Here is a 15,887-nt window from a genome sequence, read left to right on the forward strand (position 1 = left end):
ACAGAAGCACCGCGTCGTTTGCATCGCAGGCAAGCCAGCTCCCACAGGGTACTCGGTTCACTTCTTCGGAATCTGTCCATGACCCGGCCCAAAGCCAACGAGATGCTGGCTGCCTTGACGGCCTACAAACGTGCTTTTTTCAATATTGGCTTGTTTTCGGCCGTGATCAATTTACTGATGCTGGCCCCGGCGTTGTACATGCTGCAGGTGTACGACCGGGTGTTGGCCTCGGGCAATCAAATGACCCTGTTGATGCTGACGCTGATGATCCTCGGCCTCTTTGGCCTGATGGGCGCGTTGGAATGGGTGCGTAGCCAGGTGGTGATCCGCCTCGGCACGCAGATGGATATGCGCTTGAATCAGCGTGTCTACGACGCTGCCTTCGAGGCGCAATTACGTACCGGAAGCCCCGCGGCGGGGCAGGCGTTGAATGACCTGACCAGCCTGCGCCAGTTCGCCACCGGCAATGCGCTGTTCGCGTTTTTCGATGCGCCATGGTTTCCGGTGTATCTGTTTGTGATTTTTATGTTCAGCCCCTGGCTGGGGCTGCTGGCTCTGGGTGGGGCGGTGCTGTTGATGATTCTGGCGTGGGTCAATCAGCGCGTTTCGCAAGCGCCGCTTAAAGCCGCCAGCGAGTTGTCGGTGGAGGCCACCCAGCAAGCCAGTGCGCATTTGCGCAATGCCGAGGCCATCGAAGCCATGGGCATGCTCGACACGTTGCGCGGGCGCTGGTTGGCGCAGCACACAGCATTTTTGGCGCAGCAAAATCTTGCCAGTGAAAAAACCGCCACCGTCAGCGCCTGGTCAAAAGGCGTGCGCCTGGCTTTGCAATCGTTGGTGCTTGGGCTCGGCGCCTTGCTGGCGGTACAAGGGCAAATTACGGCCGGGATGATGATTGCCGGCTCCATCCTGATGGGCCGGGTGCTGGGCCCAATCGACCAACTGATCGGTGTATGGAAGCAATGGACTTCGGCACGGCTGGCTTATCAACGCCTCGAAGCCATGTTGCACGCCTATCCGCCGCGCCCGCAGCGCATGGTTTTGCCCGCACCGAAGGGCGAGTTGTCGGTTGAGCAACTGAGCGCCAGCGCTCCCGGCACCCGTCGCGCTACCTTGGCCAATCTGAGTTTCACCTTGCCTGCGGGGCAAGTGCTGGGAGTGATTGGACCGTCCGGTTGCGGTAAATCAACCCTGGCCCGTTTGCTGATCGGCGTGTGGCAGCCGTTGGTGGGCAAGGTGCGTTTGGACGGTGCGCAGCTGTCGCAGTGGGACAAACACCAGCTCGGCCCGCATCTGGGCTATTTGCCCCAGGACATTCAGCTGTTCGCCGGGACCATCGCACAAAACATCGCACGCTTTGCCGAGGTGGATGCCGACAAGGTGCTGGCCGCCGCGCAACTGGCGGGCGTGCATCAGTTGATCCTGCAATTGCCCGAGGGCTACGACACTCGCCTCGGTGAAGGCGGAGCGGGGTTGTCCGGCGGGCAGAAGCAACGCATCGGCCTGGCCCGTGCGCTGTACGGCTTGCCGGCGGTGATCGTGCTCGACGAACCCAACTCCAACCTCGATGAAGCCGGTGAGCAGGCCTTGTTGCAGGCGATTGCCCAGCTCAAACAGCACAAGCGAACCCTGATTTTGATTACCCACAAACCCAATGTGCTGACCCTGACCGACCAGCTTTTGATCCTGCGCGATGGCCAGCTGCAAGCCTTTGGCCCGACCGCCAAGGTGCTCGGTGCTCCCACGGCGTCCAAGCCTGCAGCGCCGAAACCGGCAATGAACGTGAGCTATCGGCTCGGAACGGCAGAGGCGAGCAAGGTATGAAGCAGTCAAACGCCAAGGCCCTTGGCGACAGCAATGTGCTGCAACTGGATGACACTCGCTATTCGCGCTTGGGTTGGCTGCTGATGCTCGGCGGCTTTCTCGGGTTTCTTGGCTGGGCCGCATTGGCGCCGTTGGACAAGGGTGTCGCGGTGTCGGGCAAGGTGATGGTTTCGGGCCATCGCAAGGTAGTGCAGCACCCCAGCGGCGGGATTGTTGAACGTATTGATGTGCGTGACGGCGACAAAGTCGTCGCAGGCCAGGTGCTGATTCGATTGAAGGAAACCCCGTTGTTGGGGCAAGCCCAGTCGTTGCGCAGCCAGTTCTATGGATCACTCGCCAGTGAGGCGCGGCTTGATGCCGAGGGAGATGGCGTCAGCCGCGTTAACTTCCCTGCCGAACTGACGGCATTGGCGGCCGACCCGGAAGTGGCTTCCAACCTCGCCTTGCAACAGCAACTGTTCGATAGTCGGCGTAGGGCCTTACTGCTGGACCAGCAGGGTATCGACGAAAGCATTGCAGGCGCCGAGGCGCAGTTGCGCGGGGTGCGTGACTCTCAGGCCAGCAAGGTGCTGCAACGCACGGCCCTGACCGAACAGTTGCAAGGCCTGCGTGAGCTGGCCCGCGAAGGTTACATCCCGCGTAACCGTCTGCTGGACAGCGAGCGGGTGTACGCCCAGGTGCTGGGTTCGATCAGCGAGGACTACGGCCGCATCGGTCAGTTACAGCGACAAGTGTTGGAGATGCGTTTGAAGATTCGGCAACTGGCCGAGGAGTATCAAAAGGAAGTCCGCACCCAACTGGCCGACACCCGCGTACGTACCGAGGATTTGCGCAATCGACTGGCCTCGGCCGAGTTTGAATTGGCCAACAGCCAGTTGCGTGCCCCGGTGGCGGGGATTGTGGTGGGGCTGGATGTCTTTACCGAAGGCGGGGTGATCAAGCCCGGTCAGGCGCTGATGGAGATCGTGCCCCAGGGCGAGCCACTGCTGGTCGAGGCGCGGGTACCGGTTGAGCTGGCCGACAAGGTTCACCCCGGCTTGCCGGTCGAGCTGATGTTCTCGGCATTTAGCCAGAGCACCACGCCTCGGGTGGCGGGTGAGGTGACGCTGGTGTCGGCGGACCGTCAGGTCGATGAACGCACCGACGAGCCTTATTACACGTTGCGTGCGCAAGTCAGCGAAGCCGGTATGGCGCAACTGGCCGGGTTGCAGATCCGCCCCGGCATGCCGGTGGAGGCGTTCGTGCGCACAGGCGAACGCTCGATGCTCAATTACCTGTTCAAGCCACTGCTTGACCGTACCCATATGGCGTTGGTGGAAGAATGATCGTGCGCCAGATTTTATGCGGGCTGTTCATGCTGTGTACGGGGCCGGCGCAGGCATTGGGCTTGCTTGAAGCCTACGACTTGGCGATCCGCAACGACCCGACCTTTCAGGCGGCGATTGAAGAGCGGGCGGCCGGGGAGGAGAACCGTGCACTGGGCCGCTCGGCGTTATTGCCGACTTTGTCGTGGAACTACAACAACTCGCGCAACGAGTCCGAAGTCACCCAGGCCAGTACCCGTACCGACCGCGATTACCGCAGCTATGCAGCAACTTTGACCTTGCAGCAGCCACTGTTGGACTACGAAGCCTATGCTCGTTTCCGACAAGGTGCAGCGCAGGCGTTGTTCTCCGATGAGCGTTTTCGTAGCCAAAGCCAGTATCTGGCGGTGCGTCTGCTCAGTGCCTACAGCCAGGCATTGCTGGCACAGGAGCGGATCGAGCTGAGCCGTGCGCAAAAGCGTGCCTTTGCCGAGCGTTTGCAGCTTAACCAGCGGTTGTTGAAAGGCGGCGAGGGCACCCGCACCGATGTGCTGGAAACCCAGGCGCGCCTGAGCATGGCGGTGGCTGAGGAGATCGAGGCGCAAGACAATCAGGACGCCGCCTTGCGTGAGTTGGAGGCAATGCTTGGCGAACCCTTGCAAATAGAACAGCTTGATCCCTTGTCGCCGCGTTTTGTAATCCTGCCCCTGGAACCGCAGCGTTTTGAAAGCTGGCGCGAACTGGCGTTGGCCAATAACCCGGAGCTGGCCTCGCAGCACCATGCGTTGACCTCGGCCGAGTACGAAGTGGAACGCAAGCGCGCCGGGCATTTGCCCAAGCTCAGTTTGTATGCGAGCAGCCGTCAGACCAGTTCCGATTCGGAGAGTACCTACAACCAGAAGTACGACACCAACAGCGTCGGTATTCAGCTCACGGTGCCGTTGTTTGCGGGGGGCTCGGTGTCGGCATCGACCCGGCAGGCGGCACGGCAACTGTCCCAGGCCCAGTTTGAGCTGGACGCACAAACGGCAACCACGCTGGTAGACCTGCGCAAACAGTACAACCTCAACAGCAGCGCGGCGGCCAAGGTGCGGGCTTATGAAATGGCGGTGGAGTCAGCCAGTGCCCTGGTGCAGGCGACGCAGAAAAGCGTGAGCGCAGGTGAGCGGGTCAATTTGGATGTGCTGGACGCCGAACAGCAGCTGTTCAGTGCCAAGCGGGATTTGGCTGAGGCGCGCTATGCGTATTTGCTGGCGCGGGTGCAACTCAAGTATTACGCGGGCTTGTTGAACGAAGGGGATTTACGGCAGGTGGCGGGGTATTTTCAGGAACTTCTGTAGCCGCTGCCGCAGGCTGCGATGGACTGCGAAGCAGTCCCGGGCTCTGGAACCTTGAAGGTCCTTCGGCCCATATCGCAGCGCTGCGGCAGTGGCTACAAAAATGATGCGAGCGGCTTACCGACGAACCAGCAAAACACCCGATTCCATATGGTGAGTCCACGGGAACTGGTCAAATACCGCGCAACGCTCAATCCGGTGCGTATCGTGCAGTTGGGCGATGTTCTCGGCCAATGTCGTGGGGTTACACGAGATATACAGGATATTGTCGAAGCGACGGGTCAGCTCGCAGGTGTCCGGGTCCATCCCCGCACGCGGCGGGTCGACGAAGACGCTGCCGAACTCGTAGCTTTTCAGGTCAATGCCTTGCAAGCGACGAAACGGACGCACTTCGTTCAGGGCTTCGGTCAGTTCCTCGGCCGACAGGCGCACCAGCGTGACGTTATCCACAGCGTTGTCGCGCAGGTTGTTCAGTGCCGCATACACCGAGGTCTTGCTGATTTCGGTGGCCAGTACTTTACGCACGCGAGTAGCCAGCGGCAGGGTGAAGTTGCCGTTGCCGCAATACAGCTCCAGCAAGTCATCCGATCGCTCGCCCAACGCGTCATATGCCCAATTGAGCATCTTCTGGTTGACCGTGCCGTTTGGCTGAGTGAACGCGCCTTCAGGCTGTTGATACGTGAAGGTGCGCCCCGCGACTTCGAGCTTTTCGACCACATGATCGCGGCCAATCACTACGCGCTTGCCCTTGGAGCGGCCTATTACGCTGATATCCAGGTCTTTGGCCAACTGCTCGGCAGCGTTTTGCCAATGCTCGTCCAGTGGGCGGTGATAGCACAAAGTGACCATCGCATCGCCTGCCAGAGTGGTCTGGAACTCGACCTGGAACAGCTTGTGGCTCAAGGCTGAGCTGGCTTGCCAAGCGGCTTTGAGCTGAGGCATCAGTTGATTGATGCGCAGGCTGGCAATCGGGAAATCTTCGATCAGGATCGGCGTGCGCTTTTCATCCTGGGCGAACATGGCGTAGTGACGCTCGCCCCCTTCGCGCCACAGGCGGAACTCGGCCCGCAGGCGAAAGTGCTTCAGAGGCGAATCGAATACCTGCGGCTCAGGCGCATCGAACGGCGCCAGCAGCTCGCGCAGACGATTGGCCTTGGCCTCTAGCTCAACGGCGTAGGTAGCAGAATCAAACGGCAAAGCACTCATGCTGGATACCAACCTAGCTTGACCACAAACAGAACCGACAGAATGATCAGCGGTGCATTCAGCTCGCGGGCACGGCCCGACAGCAGTTTGATCACGGTCCAGGAAATAAAGCCGAAGGCGATGCCGTTGGCGATGGAGTAGGTGAACGGCATCGCCAGTGCGGTGATCACCACTGGTGCGGCAACGGTGACGTCGTCCCATTCGATTTCTGCCAGGCCGCTCATCATCAGTACGGCTACGAACATCAGCGCGGGCGCGGTGGCGAAGGCTGGAATGCTGGCGGCCAATGGCGAGAAGAACAACGCCAGCAGGAACATGATGCCGACTACGATGGCGGTCAGGCCGGTACGGCCACCGGCGCTCACGCCAGCTGCCGACTCGATGTAGCTGGTGGTGGTCGAGGTGCCCAGCAGCGAACCGGCCATGGCCGCGGTGCTGTCAGCGATCAGGGCGCGGCCCATTTTTGGCATGTGGCCGTCTTTGCCCATCAGGCCAGCGCGCTTGGCGACGCCGATCAGGGTGCCGGAGTTGTCGAACAGGTCAACGAACAGGAAGGCGAAGATCACGCTGATCAGGCCGATGTCCAGGGCACCTCTGATGTCCAGCTGCAGGAAGGTCGGGGCCAGGGATGGCGGCATCGACATCACGCCACCGAACTCGGTCACGCCCAATGCAATCGAAGCAATGGTCACGGCCAGGATGCCGATCAGCACTGCGCCACGGACTTTCATCGCCTCAAGGGCGACGATCAGGGCAAAGCCCAGGGATGCCAGGATCACTTTTGGCTGCGCCAGATCACCCATGCCTACCAGCGTTGCCTTGTTGGCAACCACGATGCCGGCGTTGCCCAGGGCGATCAACGCCAGGAACAGGCCGATACCGGCGGCAATGGCCGAACGTAGAGGCAGCGGGATGCTGTTGATGATCCATTCGCGGATGCGAAAGATCGACAGCAGGAAGAACAGCACCGCGGAGATAAACACCGCGCCCAGCGCGACCTGCCAGGTATGGCCCATATGCAGGACCACGGTGTAGGTGAAGAAGGCGTTCAGGCCCATACCCGGTGCCAGGGCAATCGGGTAGTTGGCGATGATGCCCATGGTCGCCGAGCCAATGGCCGCGGCCAGACAGGTGGCAACAAATACGGCACCTTTGTCCATGCCCGTCTCACCGAGGATGCTCGGGTTCACAAACAGGATGTAGGCCATCGCCAGGAAGGTGGTGATACCCGCAAGAATCTCGGTACGCACGTTGGTGTTGTGTGCTTTTAGTTGAAACAGCCTTTCCAGCATGCCAGTCCCCGTGGCGCCAAATGCGCCGTGATTAAATCGTTTTCAACAGCAAAGCACAGACGCGGACCGTCTGAGGTTTTTCTGTCTGTCGGAAAAAGCCGCGCATCATACCAGCAGCTCGTAGATATGGCTGCTTTGGTTACCCTGCGGGGCCATGTTTTATAACCTTGATGTGGCAGGCATACTGCGTGCCAGCTTTCGGAGGGATTTATGAAGCGCACCATCCAACCTGTTTTCGCGTGTTTCGGCTTCTTTATAAGTGCCGCCGTCAGCGCTGCGCCGGCAATGCCCTTGAGCACCGTCGAGATTCTCAAGGTGGCGTCTGTTTCCTGCGCTGTAGAGGATGTGTCGGATGGCCGCGAGCAGACCCGTTGTAACCATAACGGTCCTGCTATCAAGGTCTATGTGCTGGAGCGCGGTTACGGTGGTCAGCCCAATGTGACGTTGGATGGCGAGGAAGTGGACGGTGTACGTGCCCCGGTCTGCAACCAGAGCGAGGGATTGGTGGCCTGTAACGGGGCGGGCACCACGGTGGGGCACTTGTATACCTTCGACCTGGGTAACAAGGACGGCGGCTGGTTTGAATTCAGTAACACCTCGCTGGTGCCGCCGCACAACCGGTTGGGTGTGCGGCTTTATATAAAGTAAGGCTGCAGATACCTGTAGCAGCTGCCGAGGAACGAAGGCTGCGTTCGGCGGCGAAGCCGTCGTAAACCTGTGCACTCAATAACCCTGACACACCGAGACCCTTGATTTGCGACGACTACGTCGTCGAACGCAGCCTTCGTTCCTCGGCAGCTGCTACGAGTATTGGTAAGGGAATCATGGCTTTTCTTCCACCATCCGGTCCCGATTGGCCAAGCCAGGGAACAGTTTTATCCACAGCCCGGTGACGACCAGCGTACCGATCCCGCCCAGTACCACGGCGGGAACGGTGCCCAGCCAGTGGGCAGTGGCCCCGGATTCGAACTCCCCCAGTTGATTGGACGCGCCGATAAACAGGCCGTTGACCGCACTGACCCGGCCACGCATCTCATCCGGGGTTTCCAGCTGAACAAACGAGGCGCGGATCACCATGCTGATCATGTCTGCCGCGCCGAGTACCACCAGCACCGCCAGCGAAAACCAGAACGAGGTCGATAGGCCGAATGCAATGGTCGCGACCCCGAATACCCCCACGGCCGTAAACATCACCCGCCCGACCTTGCGTTCAACCGGGAACCTGGCCAGCCACAGCGACATCATCAAGGCCCCGACCGCCGGTGCCGAGCGCAACATGCCCAGCCCCCACGGGCCAGTCAGCAGAATGTCCTTGGCAAACACCGGCAGCAACGCCGTGGCTCCGCCCAGCAGGACTGCAAACAGATCCAGGGAGATGGCACCGAGCACATCCGGGCGGCTGCGAATAAAGCGAATACCCGCCAGCAACGAATCCAGCGTGGCCTTGGCTTTGTTCAGTGGCAGTTGGCGCGCAGGCAGGTTGCTCATCAGTACTGCGGCAATCAGATACAGCGCCACGCTCGGGCCATACACCCAGACACTGCCAAATGCATACAGCAAACCGCCAAACGCCGGCGCGACAATGGTGGCGGACTGCTGTGCTGCCTGTGCCGCAGCCACTGCGCGCGGGAACAGTTCAACCGGTACGATTGAGGGCAGCAGGGCCTGGGTGGCAGGCATTTCAAAGGAGCGAGCAGCACCCAGCAAAAACGCCAGGATAAAGATCATCTCCCGGGTGATGTGATCGTTCGCACTGCTGATGGCCAGTGTCAGGGCGATCATCGCCTGTAGCGACTGGCACAGCGCGGCCACCTTGCGCCGGTCATAGCGATCGGCCACATGCCCGGTGTGCAGCATAAACAGCAAGCGCGGGGCGAACTCGATCAAGCCCACCCAGCCCAGATCCATCACATTGCCGGTGAGCTGGTAGAGATTCCAGCCAATGGCCACGGTGAGCATTTGAAATGCGCTGGCGGTAAAGATGCGGGCAAACCAGAAGGCCACAAATGGCCGGTGATGGCGTAGCTGGAGGGGCTGGCTGGTCATTTGAAAGATCGTGGCCGAGAGCAGGGGAGGTCGAGATTATCATTGTTTTGTAACAATTAATGACTCGAAATATCACAAAGTCCCGACTCGGCCAGGGTTCGAGAAAATCTGCTTTTCGCGATTCCTTATGGTTCTTGCAACGGTCTATATCAAGCCCTGAGGCATCGTGTCACGCGACAACAAACCACATTAGCCGTGTGTCAGGAATGGACTACTCTTTCATCCATGCTTGATCCAGATCAAAGCCCTTCGGGTTTTATCTGAGTGGCCAGCCGGCCAAAAACCTTTGCGTTGTGGTTTAAAGAGCGAGCGGCGATTCGCGGTGGCCATGGCTGCGGGGTAGTTGGACTCAGGCGCGATGCCTGTGTCCTCAACGACCTGATACCTGATAGAGGAAGACTTATGTTCGGTTTGGAGGCTCTCGATCTCGCCCGAATTCAGTTCGCGTTTACCGTGTCGTTCCACATTCTTTTTCCCGCCATTACCATCGGTCTCGCCAGTTATCTCATGGTGCTCGAAGGCATGTGGCTGAAAACCCGTGACGACACCTACCGCGATCTGTACCACTTTTGGTCGAAGATTTTCGCCGTCAACTTTGGGATGGGCGTGGTGTCGGGTCTGGTCATGGCCTATCAGTTCGGTACCAACTGGTCGCGGTTCTCGGACTTCGCCGGTGCTGTTACCGGGCCACTGCTGACCTATGAAGTACTCACCGCATTCTTCCTTGAAGCAGGTTTTCTGGGGGTCATGCTGTTTGGCTGGAATCGCGTGGGTCGCGGGATGCACTTCTTCTCGACCGCGATGGTAGCGCTGGGAACTCTGGTTTCGACCTTCTGGATCCTGGCCTCCAACAGCTGGATGCAAACCCCGCAAGGCTTCGAGATCATTGATGGGCGGGTGATCCCGGTGGACTGGCTGGCAGTCATCTTCAACCCCTCGTTCCCTTACCGCTTGGCGCACATGGCCACTGCTGCGTTTGTAGCTACGGCGTTTTTTGTCGGGGCTTCTGCTGCCTGGCATCTGTTGCGCGGTCGCAACACGCCGGCCATTCGCCGTATGTTTTCGATGGCAATGTGGATGGCCCTGGTGGTTGCGCCGGTGCAGGCACTGATCGGTGACGCCCACGGCTTGAACACGCTTGAGTATCAGCCGGTCAAAATCGCCGCAATTGAAGGGCACTGGGAAAACAAACCCGGTGAGCCGACGCCGCTGATTTTGTTCGGCATCCCCAACATGAAAACCGAGACCACGGACTACAAGATCGAGGTGCCGTACCTAGGCAGCCTGATCCTGACCCACAGTCTGGACAAGCAAATCCCTGCGATGAAGGACTACCCGGCAGCGGACCGTCCTAACTCGACCATTGTGTTCTTTACCTTCCGCATCATGGTTGCGCTGGGCATGCTGATGATCTTTATCGGCCTGTGGAGCGTGTGGTTGCGCAAACGCGGCACCCTGTACGAGAACCGCTGGTTCCTGCGCCTGGTGCTGTGGATGGGGCCATCTGGTCTGATCGCGATTCTGGCAGGTTGGTTTACAACCGAGATTGGCCGTCAGCCGTGGGTGGTTTACGGGTTGATGCGCACTGCTGATGCCTCGTCCAATCACAGTGTCACGCAAATGAGCATCACGCTGGTGATGTTTGTAGTGGTGTACTTCTCGCTGTTCGGTGTGGGTCTGGGCTACATGATGCGTCTGGTGCGCAAGGGCCCGATCACTCACGAAGGCGATGACGACACCCACGGTGGCCCAGGCCAGCAACGCACGCCTGCCCGTCCTCTGTCTGCGGCCCATGAGGGTACAGATGAAGGCCACAGCGACAGCCTGACTAAGGGGAATTGAGTCATGGGTATTGATCTGCCACTTATCTGGGCAATCATCATCATCTTCGGGATCATGATGTATGTGGTCATGGATGGCTTCGATCTCGGGATCGGCATCCTCTTCCCCTTTATCAAGGGCGAGAGTGACCGCGATGTGATGATGAACACGGTCGCCCCTGTCTGGGACGGTAACGAAACCTGGCTGGTACTGGGCGGGGCGGCATTGTTTGGTGCCTTCCCGCTGGCCTATTCGGTGGTGTTGTCGGCGCTGTACCTGCCGTTGATGCTGATGCTGATGGGCTTGATCTTCCGCGGCGTGGCTTTTGAGTTCCGCTTCAAGGCCCGCCCGGAAAAACGCCATATCTGGGACAAGTCATTTATTGGCGGCTCGCTCGTGGCCACTTTCTTTCAGGGCGTGGCGCTGGGGGCCTTTATTGATGGCATCCCGGTGGTCAACCGCCAGTATGCCGGGGGCGGGCTGGACTGGCTGTCGCCGTTCACCGTGTTCTGCGGGATCGCGCTGATCGTGGCCTATGCATTGCTCGGCTGCACCTGGCTGATCATGAAAACCGAAGGCCAATTGCAGGAGCGCATGCACAAACTGGGGCGCCCATTGGCGCTGGCAGTATTGGTGCTGATGGGCATCGTGAGCCTGTGGACCCCGCTGGCACACTCGGAGATTGCAGCGCGCTGGTTTACCCTGCCGAACCTGTTCTGGTTCTTGCCGGTGCCGATCCTGGTGTTGGTAACGATGTATGGCCTGATCAAGGCGATAGCGCGCAAAGCACACTACACGCCGTTCCTGTTGACCCTGGTGTTGATCTTCCTGGGTTACAGCGGCTTGGGCATCAGCCTGTGGCCGAACATCATCCCGCCTTCGATCTCGATCTGGGACGCGGCCGCACCGCCGCAAAGTCAGGGCTTTATGCTGGTGGGCACCTTGTTCATCATCCCGTTCATTCTCGGTTACACCTTCTGGAGCTACTACGTGTTCCGCGGCAAGGTGACCCACGAAGACGGTTATCACTAGCACCGCCGCTGTGGCCTGAGGGCCACAGCCTTTTCCCCAAGAGGAGGCCTGAACATGGCTGGCAAGGATTATCTACACGACGTCCAAGAGTGCGAGAAAAAGCCTCTGTGGCAACGCGTTGGCTGGCTGCTGGTGATCTGGACCGGCAGTGTGGCGACCCTGGCAGTATTTGCCTGGTTGATCCGTCTGTTCATGACCGCGGCGGGCATGAAGAGCCACTGATTTTGAACGCTTGATGATTTCACCTGTGGGAGCTGGCTTGCCAGCGATGGTATCGCCTCGGTATTGCAGCTAAACCGAGTTGTATGCATCGCAGGCAAGCCAGCTCCCACAGTTATAGGTGTGGCCACAAAATCATGCTTACTTGCGCGCCTTGAGGATCACAAACTTGGGCGTGGCGGCGACTTGCTCGACACCGCGAAACAATTTGGCCAGTTTGCTGTGGTAGCCCAGGTGGCGGTTGCCGACGATATACAGCGCGCCTCCCACCACCAGCGCTTCGCGCGCCTGCTGAAACATGCGCCAGGCTAAAAAGTCGCCCACCACTTGTTGCTGGTGAAACGGCGGATTGCACAGCACCACGTCCAGTGAGTCCGGTGCCTGGCTCGCCAAACCGTCATCTGCGCGCACAATTACCTCGCGATCGCCCAGCGCCGCCTGCCAGTTCTCACGGGCGGACTGCACCGCCATAAAGGATTCATCAACCAGTGTGTACTGCGCCTGCGGGTTATTCAGGGCGCTGGCAATGGCCAGTACGCCATTACCACATCCCAGATCAGCAACCCGTGCCGTGCCCAGGTTTTTCGGCAGGTGCGGCAGGAATGCTCGGGTGCCGATGTCCAGGTCTTCACGGCAAAACACGTTGGCGTGATTGAGCAGCTCGATGGCTGGCTTATCCAACTGGTAACGCGAAGGGTACGGGGAAGTAAAGGGGCCCAGAGCCTGAGGTGTGGCAATCAGCAGTCGGGCTTTTTTTACTGCCAGTGAGGCTTGTACCGGGCCGATGTAACGCTCCAGCAGATCGCCTGCAGCTCGCGGCAAGTGCTTGATCATTGCGGCTGCGATCACCTGTGCTCCGGGCGCCAATTGGCCTTGCAGGCGGATCAGTTGCTCTTCGAGCAGCGCCAGGGTTTTGGGAACACGCACCAGCACGCAATCGAAAGGGCCGACCAAAGGCTCGCTGGCAGGAATGATCGCGACCGCATCGTAAGCATGACCGTTGCGCACCAGGTTCTTTTCCAATGCTTGCATGGCGAGAAACGAGTCGCTGCTGCTGGTCACATGCATCGAGCCGACCAGGCTTACCGCCAAGGCCCCAAAGCTGTCGTTAAGCACCAGAACCCGACTGTTCGCGGGCAGCGCCTGTTCGGCCAAGTGATTAAGCAAATACTCATCCGCCGCATCAAAGGCCTGTAAAGGCTCGCTTTGCTGTTCAGGTTGGCGGATCAGGCGAAGTTGGGCGAAGGGGCTTTCTAGCACAGGCATTTATACAAACTCTGAGGAATCGACAGCTGCGGCCTGCCCCTGAGAGGGGCTTGGCTGGCAGTGGAGTCCGTGGGTTTTACAGGTAGACGCGATTTTACTTTTTTTTGCCGCAGATTACCTGATGCGTTTATCGGTTACCGGGCTGGGTTCTCTTACAACAAGCCTGACTTGGCAGCGATGGCGACTGCTGAGGTTTTATTGTTGGCCCCCAGCTTTTTAATGGAACTGGCGATATGGAAGTTCACCGTGCGCGTGCTCAGGCTCAGAATGGTGCCAATGTCGGAGGCGATTTTGCCATCGGCTGTCCACCTCATGATTTCAATCTCCCGGTCGGTCAAGCGGATGACGTGGATCTCCAACTGATGGTGAAGGTGGCAGCGTTCGAGCATGGCACTGTGCAACTGGTTGCACAGCCACAACACATTGGCGGCCTTGTCCATAAACTCGCCCTCCGACAGCGGCGGATTTCTTCGGCCAAGGCTCAATATGCTCACCACGCCATTGGGGTCGTGCACCGATTGCGACCATCCGTACGCCAGCCCGCAGGTTTGTGTGGCCTTCCATAGGTCAGGGTTTTCACGAAAAACCTCGGAGCTCCAGATAATCGGCGCGATCGATAGCTGGCAATGCACCACGAGTGGGTTTCGTTGTGCAAGATGGCCAGTTTCATAACGCTCAACATAATCATTTGGATAGTTTGTTATTACTTTACTGTTCGCCGTGATATTGCCAAGCCGAGGAATCATGCGAAAGAAAAAATAATCGAAGCCGTACTCTTCTATCTGTTTGAGTGCATAGGTACGCAGCTCTGCTTCGCTTCTGTAAGCCAGGGACTGTGTTTTATTTATTATCTGATGGGCAGTCATAAGGCGCTCCGGCGGCCTGCAAGCTAGTAAAGATTGTAGGAAATGTCCTATCAAATGATTTTAGGTGCTACTTCAGATAATGCTATGTAATAAGTGCGTAAAGTTTTTTGGTTAGGAGGCTTGGTGTTTATACATGTGGAGGATAATTTAATCACGCTGTTTAATTATGCTATTTCGAATGTATATCTATCGCCCGAGTTTGGTTTAAATGAGTTGTTTTAAGAAAAACTTCTCATTTGCTGTCATGCATATAGCACTGAATATAATGTTTGTGGCGCGACTGCCTGTCGCAAAGCCATCACAAACCACCGGTGTTTCTCCGGGCTCCTTTGCGCGACACTAGGGCCATTCGCCAATGGAGTGCCCCATGACTGCCAGCGCAGAGAAATTCACCCAGCAGACGCTTCTCGATGTCACCCCGCTGACCCCCAGCCTGTTTACATTACGTACTACTCGCGATCCCGGCTTTCGCTTTCACGCAGGTCAATTCGCCAGGCTTGGTGTGACCAAGGCCGATGGCAGCACGGTATGGCGCGCCTATTCCATGGTTTCTTCGCCGCATGACGAGTTCCTGGAGTTTTTCTCTATTGTGGTTCCGGGCGGTGAGTTCACCAGCGAACTCAGTCGTTTGGGCGTCGGTGACACATTGCTGGTGGAGCGCCAGGCGTTTGGTTTTCTGACCCTGGATCGTTTTGTCGACGGCCGTGATCTGTGGCTACTGGCGACAGGGACTGGCATTGCGCCGTTTTTGTCGATCCTGCAGGATTTTGAAGTGTGGGAGAAATTCGAGCGCATTGTGTTGGTTTACAGCGCCCGGGAAGCTCGCGAACTGGCTTACCAGGATTTGATCGCGGGGCTATGCTCGCGTGAGTACCTTGCCGAATACGGGCACAAATTTGTCTATATTCCGATTGTCACCCGTGAGCACGTACCCGGTACGTTGAATGGGCGCATTACCACGTTGATTGAAAATGCTGAGCTTGAACGGGCGGCGGGCATTGAACTGAGCAGCGAACATTCACGGGTGATGCTATGTGGCAACCCGCAAATGATTGATGACACCCGAAAGTTGCTGAAAGAGAGAAATATGCAACTGAGCCTGAGTCGCAGACCTGGGCAAGTAGCGGTCGAGAACTACTGGTAGTGGGCTTTATATTGCGTGTGGCATAAATAAACAATGGCGCCTTATGGGCGCCATTGTTTGTTGTGAGCCCTTATGGCCGGTTGTTTTGCACTTTGAGCAAGTCGCGAATTTCGCCCAGCAGTTCTTCTTCTTTGGAAGGCAATGGCGGGGCGCTAGGAGCGACCGCTTCTTCGCGCTTCAGGCGGTTGATTGCCTTCACACCCATAAAGATGGCGAATGCGACGATGATAAAATCGATCACGCTCTGGATGAACTTGCCATATGCCACGACCACTGCTGGCGCATCGCCAACTGCGGCTTTCAGCGTAATGGCAAGGTCACTGAAGTCCACACCGCCAATCAACAACCCCAGCGGTGGCATGACTACGTCACCCACAAAGGATGAAACGATTTTGCCAAATGCCGCGCCGATGATGATACCGACGGCCATATCGACCACGTTCCCTTTGACCGCGAAGGCCTTGAACTCACTTATCACGCCCATAGGTTATTCCTTGTTACAGATGAGGTTGGTAGGTGCAGTGTAAATC

The 15,887-nt window shown here is 58.2% G+C and carries 14 protein-coding genes; 8 read left to right on the forward strand and 6 right to left on the reverse strand.

The annotated features are described in order from the left end of the window. Positions 1–78: 78 nt before the first annotated feature. The 3 genes from U5A05_RS03740 to U5A05_RS03750 are packed head-to-tail and all read left to right on the forward strand — an operon-like array spanning position 79 to position 4,468. Complete coding sequence (locus U5A05_RS03740; RefSeq protein WP_321835796.1) at positions 79–1,824, forward strand: type I secretion system permease/ATPase; 1,746 nt, start codon at positions 79–81, stop codon at positions 1,822–1,824. Then, entirely contained in the window at positions 1,821–3,149 is a 1,329-nt protein-coding gene (locus U5A05_RS03745; RefSeq protein WP_261740873.1) for an HlyD family type I secretion periplasmic adaptor subunit, read from the forward strand. Before U5A05_RS03740 ends, U5A05_RS03745 begins: the two co-directional genes overlap by 4 nt. Before the next feature lie 29 nt (positions 3,150–3,178). Then, positions 3,179–4,468, forward strand: a complete 1,290-nt coding sequence (locus U5A05_RS03750; protein ID WP_425262903.1) for a TolC family outer membrane protein — start codon at positions 3,179–3,181, stop codon at positions 4,466–4,468. A 114-nt stretch (positions 4,469–4,582) separates the two neighbouring features. Here U5A05_RS03750 and trmA read toward each other — a convergent pair whose 3' ends face one another. Both trmA and U5A05_RS03760 read right to left on the reverse strand, forming a co-directional pair. Next, positions 4,583–5,671: a tRNA (uridine(54)-C5)-methyltransferase TrmA gene (gene trmA / locus U5A05_RS03755; protein WP_261740875.1), complete on the reverse strand. Its 1,089-nt coding sequence runs from the start codon at positions 5,669–5,671 to the stop codon at positions 4,583–4,585. Next, entirely contained in the window at positions 5,668–6,963 is a 1,296-nt protein-coding gene (locus tag U5A05_RS03760) for an NCS2 family permease (RefSeq protein ID WP_261740876.1), read from the reverse strand. The genes trmA and U5A05_RS03760 overlap by 4 nt, the downstream gene beginning before the upstream one ends. A gap of 210 nt (positions 6,964–7,173) precedes the next feature. On the opposite strand from U5A05_RS03760, the gene U5A05_RS03765 reads away from it, so the two are divergent. Then, positions 7,174–7,611: a DUF4879 domain-containing protein gene (locus tag U5A05_RS03765; RefSeq protein WP_321835798.1), complete on the forward strand. Its 438-nt coding sequence runs from the start codon at positions 7,174–7,176 to the stop codon at positions 7,609–7,611. A gap of 174 nt (positions 7,612–7,785) precedes the next feature. Here the strand turns inward: U5A05_RS03765 and U5A05_RS03770 are convergent, their stop codons facing one another. Further along, on the reverse strand, positions 7,786–9,009 hold the full coding sequence (locus tag U5A05_RS03770) for an MFS transporter (protein ID WP_261740878.1): 1,224 nt from the start codon (positions 9,007–9,009) through the stop codon (positions 7,786–7,788). A 402-nt stretch (positions 9,010–9,411) separates the two neighbouring features. Between U5A05_RS03770 and U5A05_RS03775 the strand changes: the two genes are divergently transcribed. Genes U5A05_RS03775 through U5A05_RS03785 form a run of 3 tightly spaced genes read left to right on the forward strand, consistent with a single transcriptional unit; the run spans position 9,412 to position 12,084 of the window. Continuing rightward, on the forward strand, positions 9,412–10,851 hold the full coding sequence (locus U5A05_RS03775) for a cytochrome ubiquinol oxidase subunit I (protein ID WP_261740879.1): 1,440 nt from the start codon (positions 9,412–9,414) through the stop codon (positions 10,849–10,851). Positions 10,852–10,854: 3 nt separating this feature from the next. Continuing rightward, the gene (gene cydB, locus U5A05_RS03780) at positions 10,855–11,862 is read left to right on the forward strand and encodes a cytochrome d ubiquinol oxidase subunit II (protein WP_261740880.1); all 1,008 of its coding nucleotides are present in this window, start codon (positions 10,855–10,857) and stop codon (positions 11,860–11,862) included. Between the two features lie 54 nt (positions 11,863–11,916). Beyond that, positions 11,917–12,084, forward strand: a complete 168-nt coding sequence (locus tag U5A05_RS03785) for a DUF2474 domain-containing protein (RefSeq protein WP_261740881.1) — start codon at positions 11,917–11,919, stop codon at positions 12,082–12,084. A 138-nt stretch (positions 12,085–12,222) separates the two neighbouring features. Here the strand turns inward: U5A05_RS03785 and U5A05_RS03790 are convergent, their stop codons facing one another. Then, the gene (locus U5A05_RS03790) at positions 12,223–13,347 is read right to left on the reverse strand and encodes a methyltransferase (RefSeq protein ID WP_261740882.1); all 1,125 of its coding nucleotides are present in this window, start codon (positions 13,345–13,347) and stop codon (positions 12,223–12,225) included. A 152-nt stretch (positions 13,348–13,499) separates the two neighbouring features. After that, positions 13,500–14,213 carry a LuxR family transcriptional regulator gene (locus tag U5A05_RS03795; RefSeq protein WP_321835799.1) on the reverse strand — a complete coding sequence of 238 codons (714 nt, stop codon included), beginning with the start codon at positions 14,211–14,213 and terminating at the stop codon, positions 13,500–13,502. A 367-nt stretch (positions 14,214–14,580) separates the two neighbouring features. Between U5A05_RS03795 and U5A05_RS03800 the strand changes: the two genes are divergently transcribed. Then, positions 14,581–15,357 (forward strand): ferredoxin--NADP reductase, encoded by a 777-nt coding sequence (locus tag U5A05_RS03800; RefSeq protein ID WP_261740884.1) that lies wholly within the window; start codon positions 14,581–14,583, stop codon positions 15,355–15,357. A 70-nt stretch (positions 15,358–15,427) separates the two neighbouring features. Here U5A05_RS03800 and mscL read toward each other — a convergent pair whose 3' ends face one another. Beyond that, positions 15,428–15,841: a large-conductance mechanosensitive channel protein MscL gene (mscL, locus tag U5A05_RS03805; RefSeq protein ID WP_048359302.1), complete on the reverse strand. Its 414-nt coding sequence runs from the start codon at positions 15,839–15,841 to the stop codon at positions 15,428–15,430. Between the last annotated feature and the right edge of the window lie 46 nt (positions 15,842–15,887).

This window comes from Pseudomonas kulmbachensis (assembly GCF_963681935.1).
GTDB lineage: Bacteria > Pseudomonadota > Gammaproteobacteria > Pseudomonadales > Pseudomonadaceae > Aquipseudomonas > Aquipseudomonas kulmbachensis.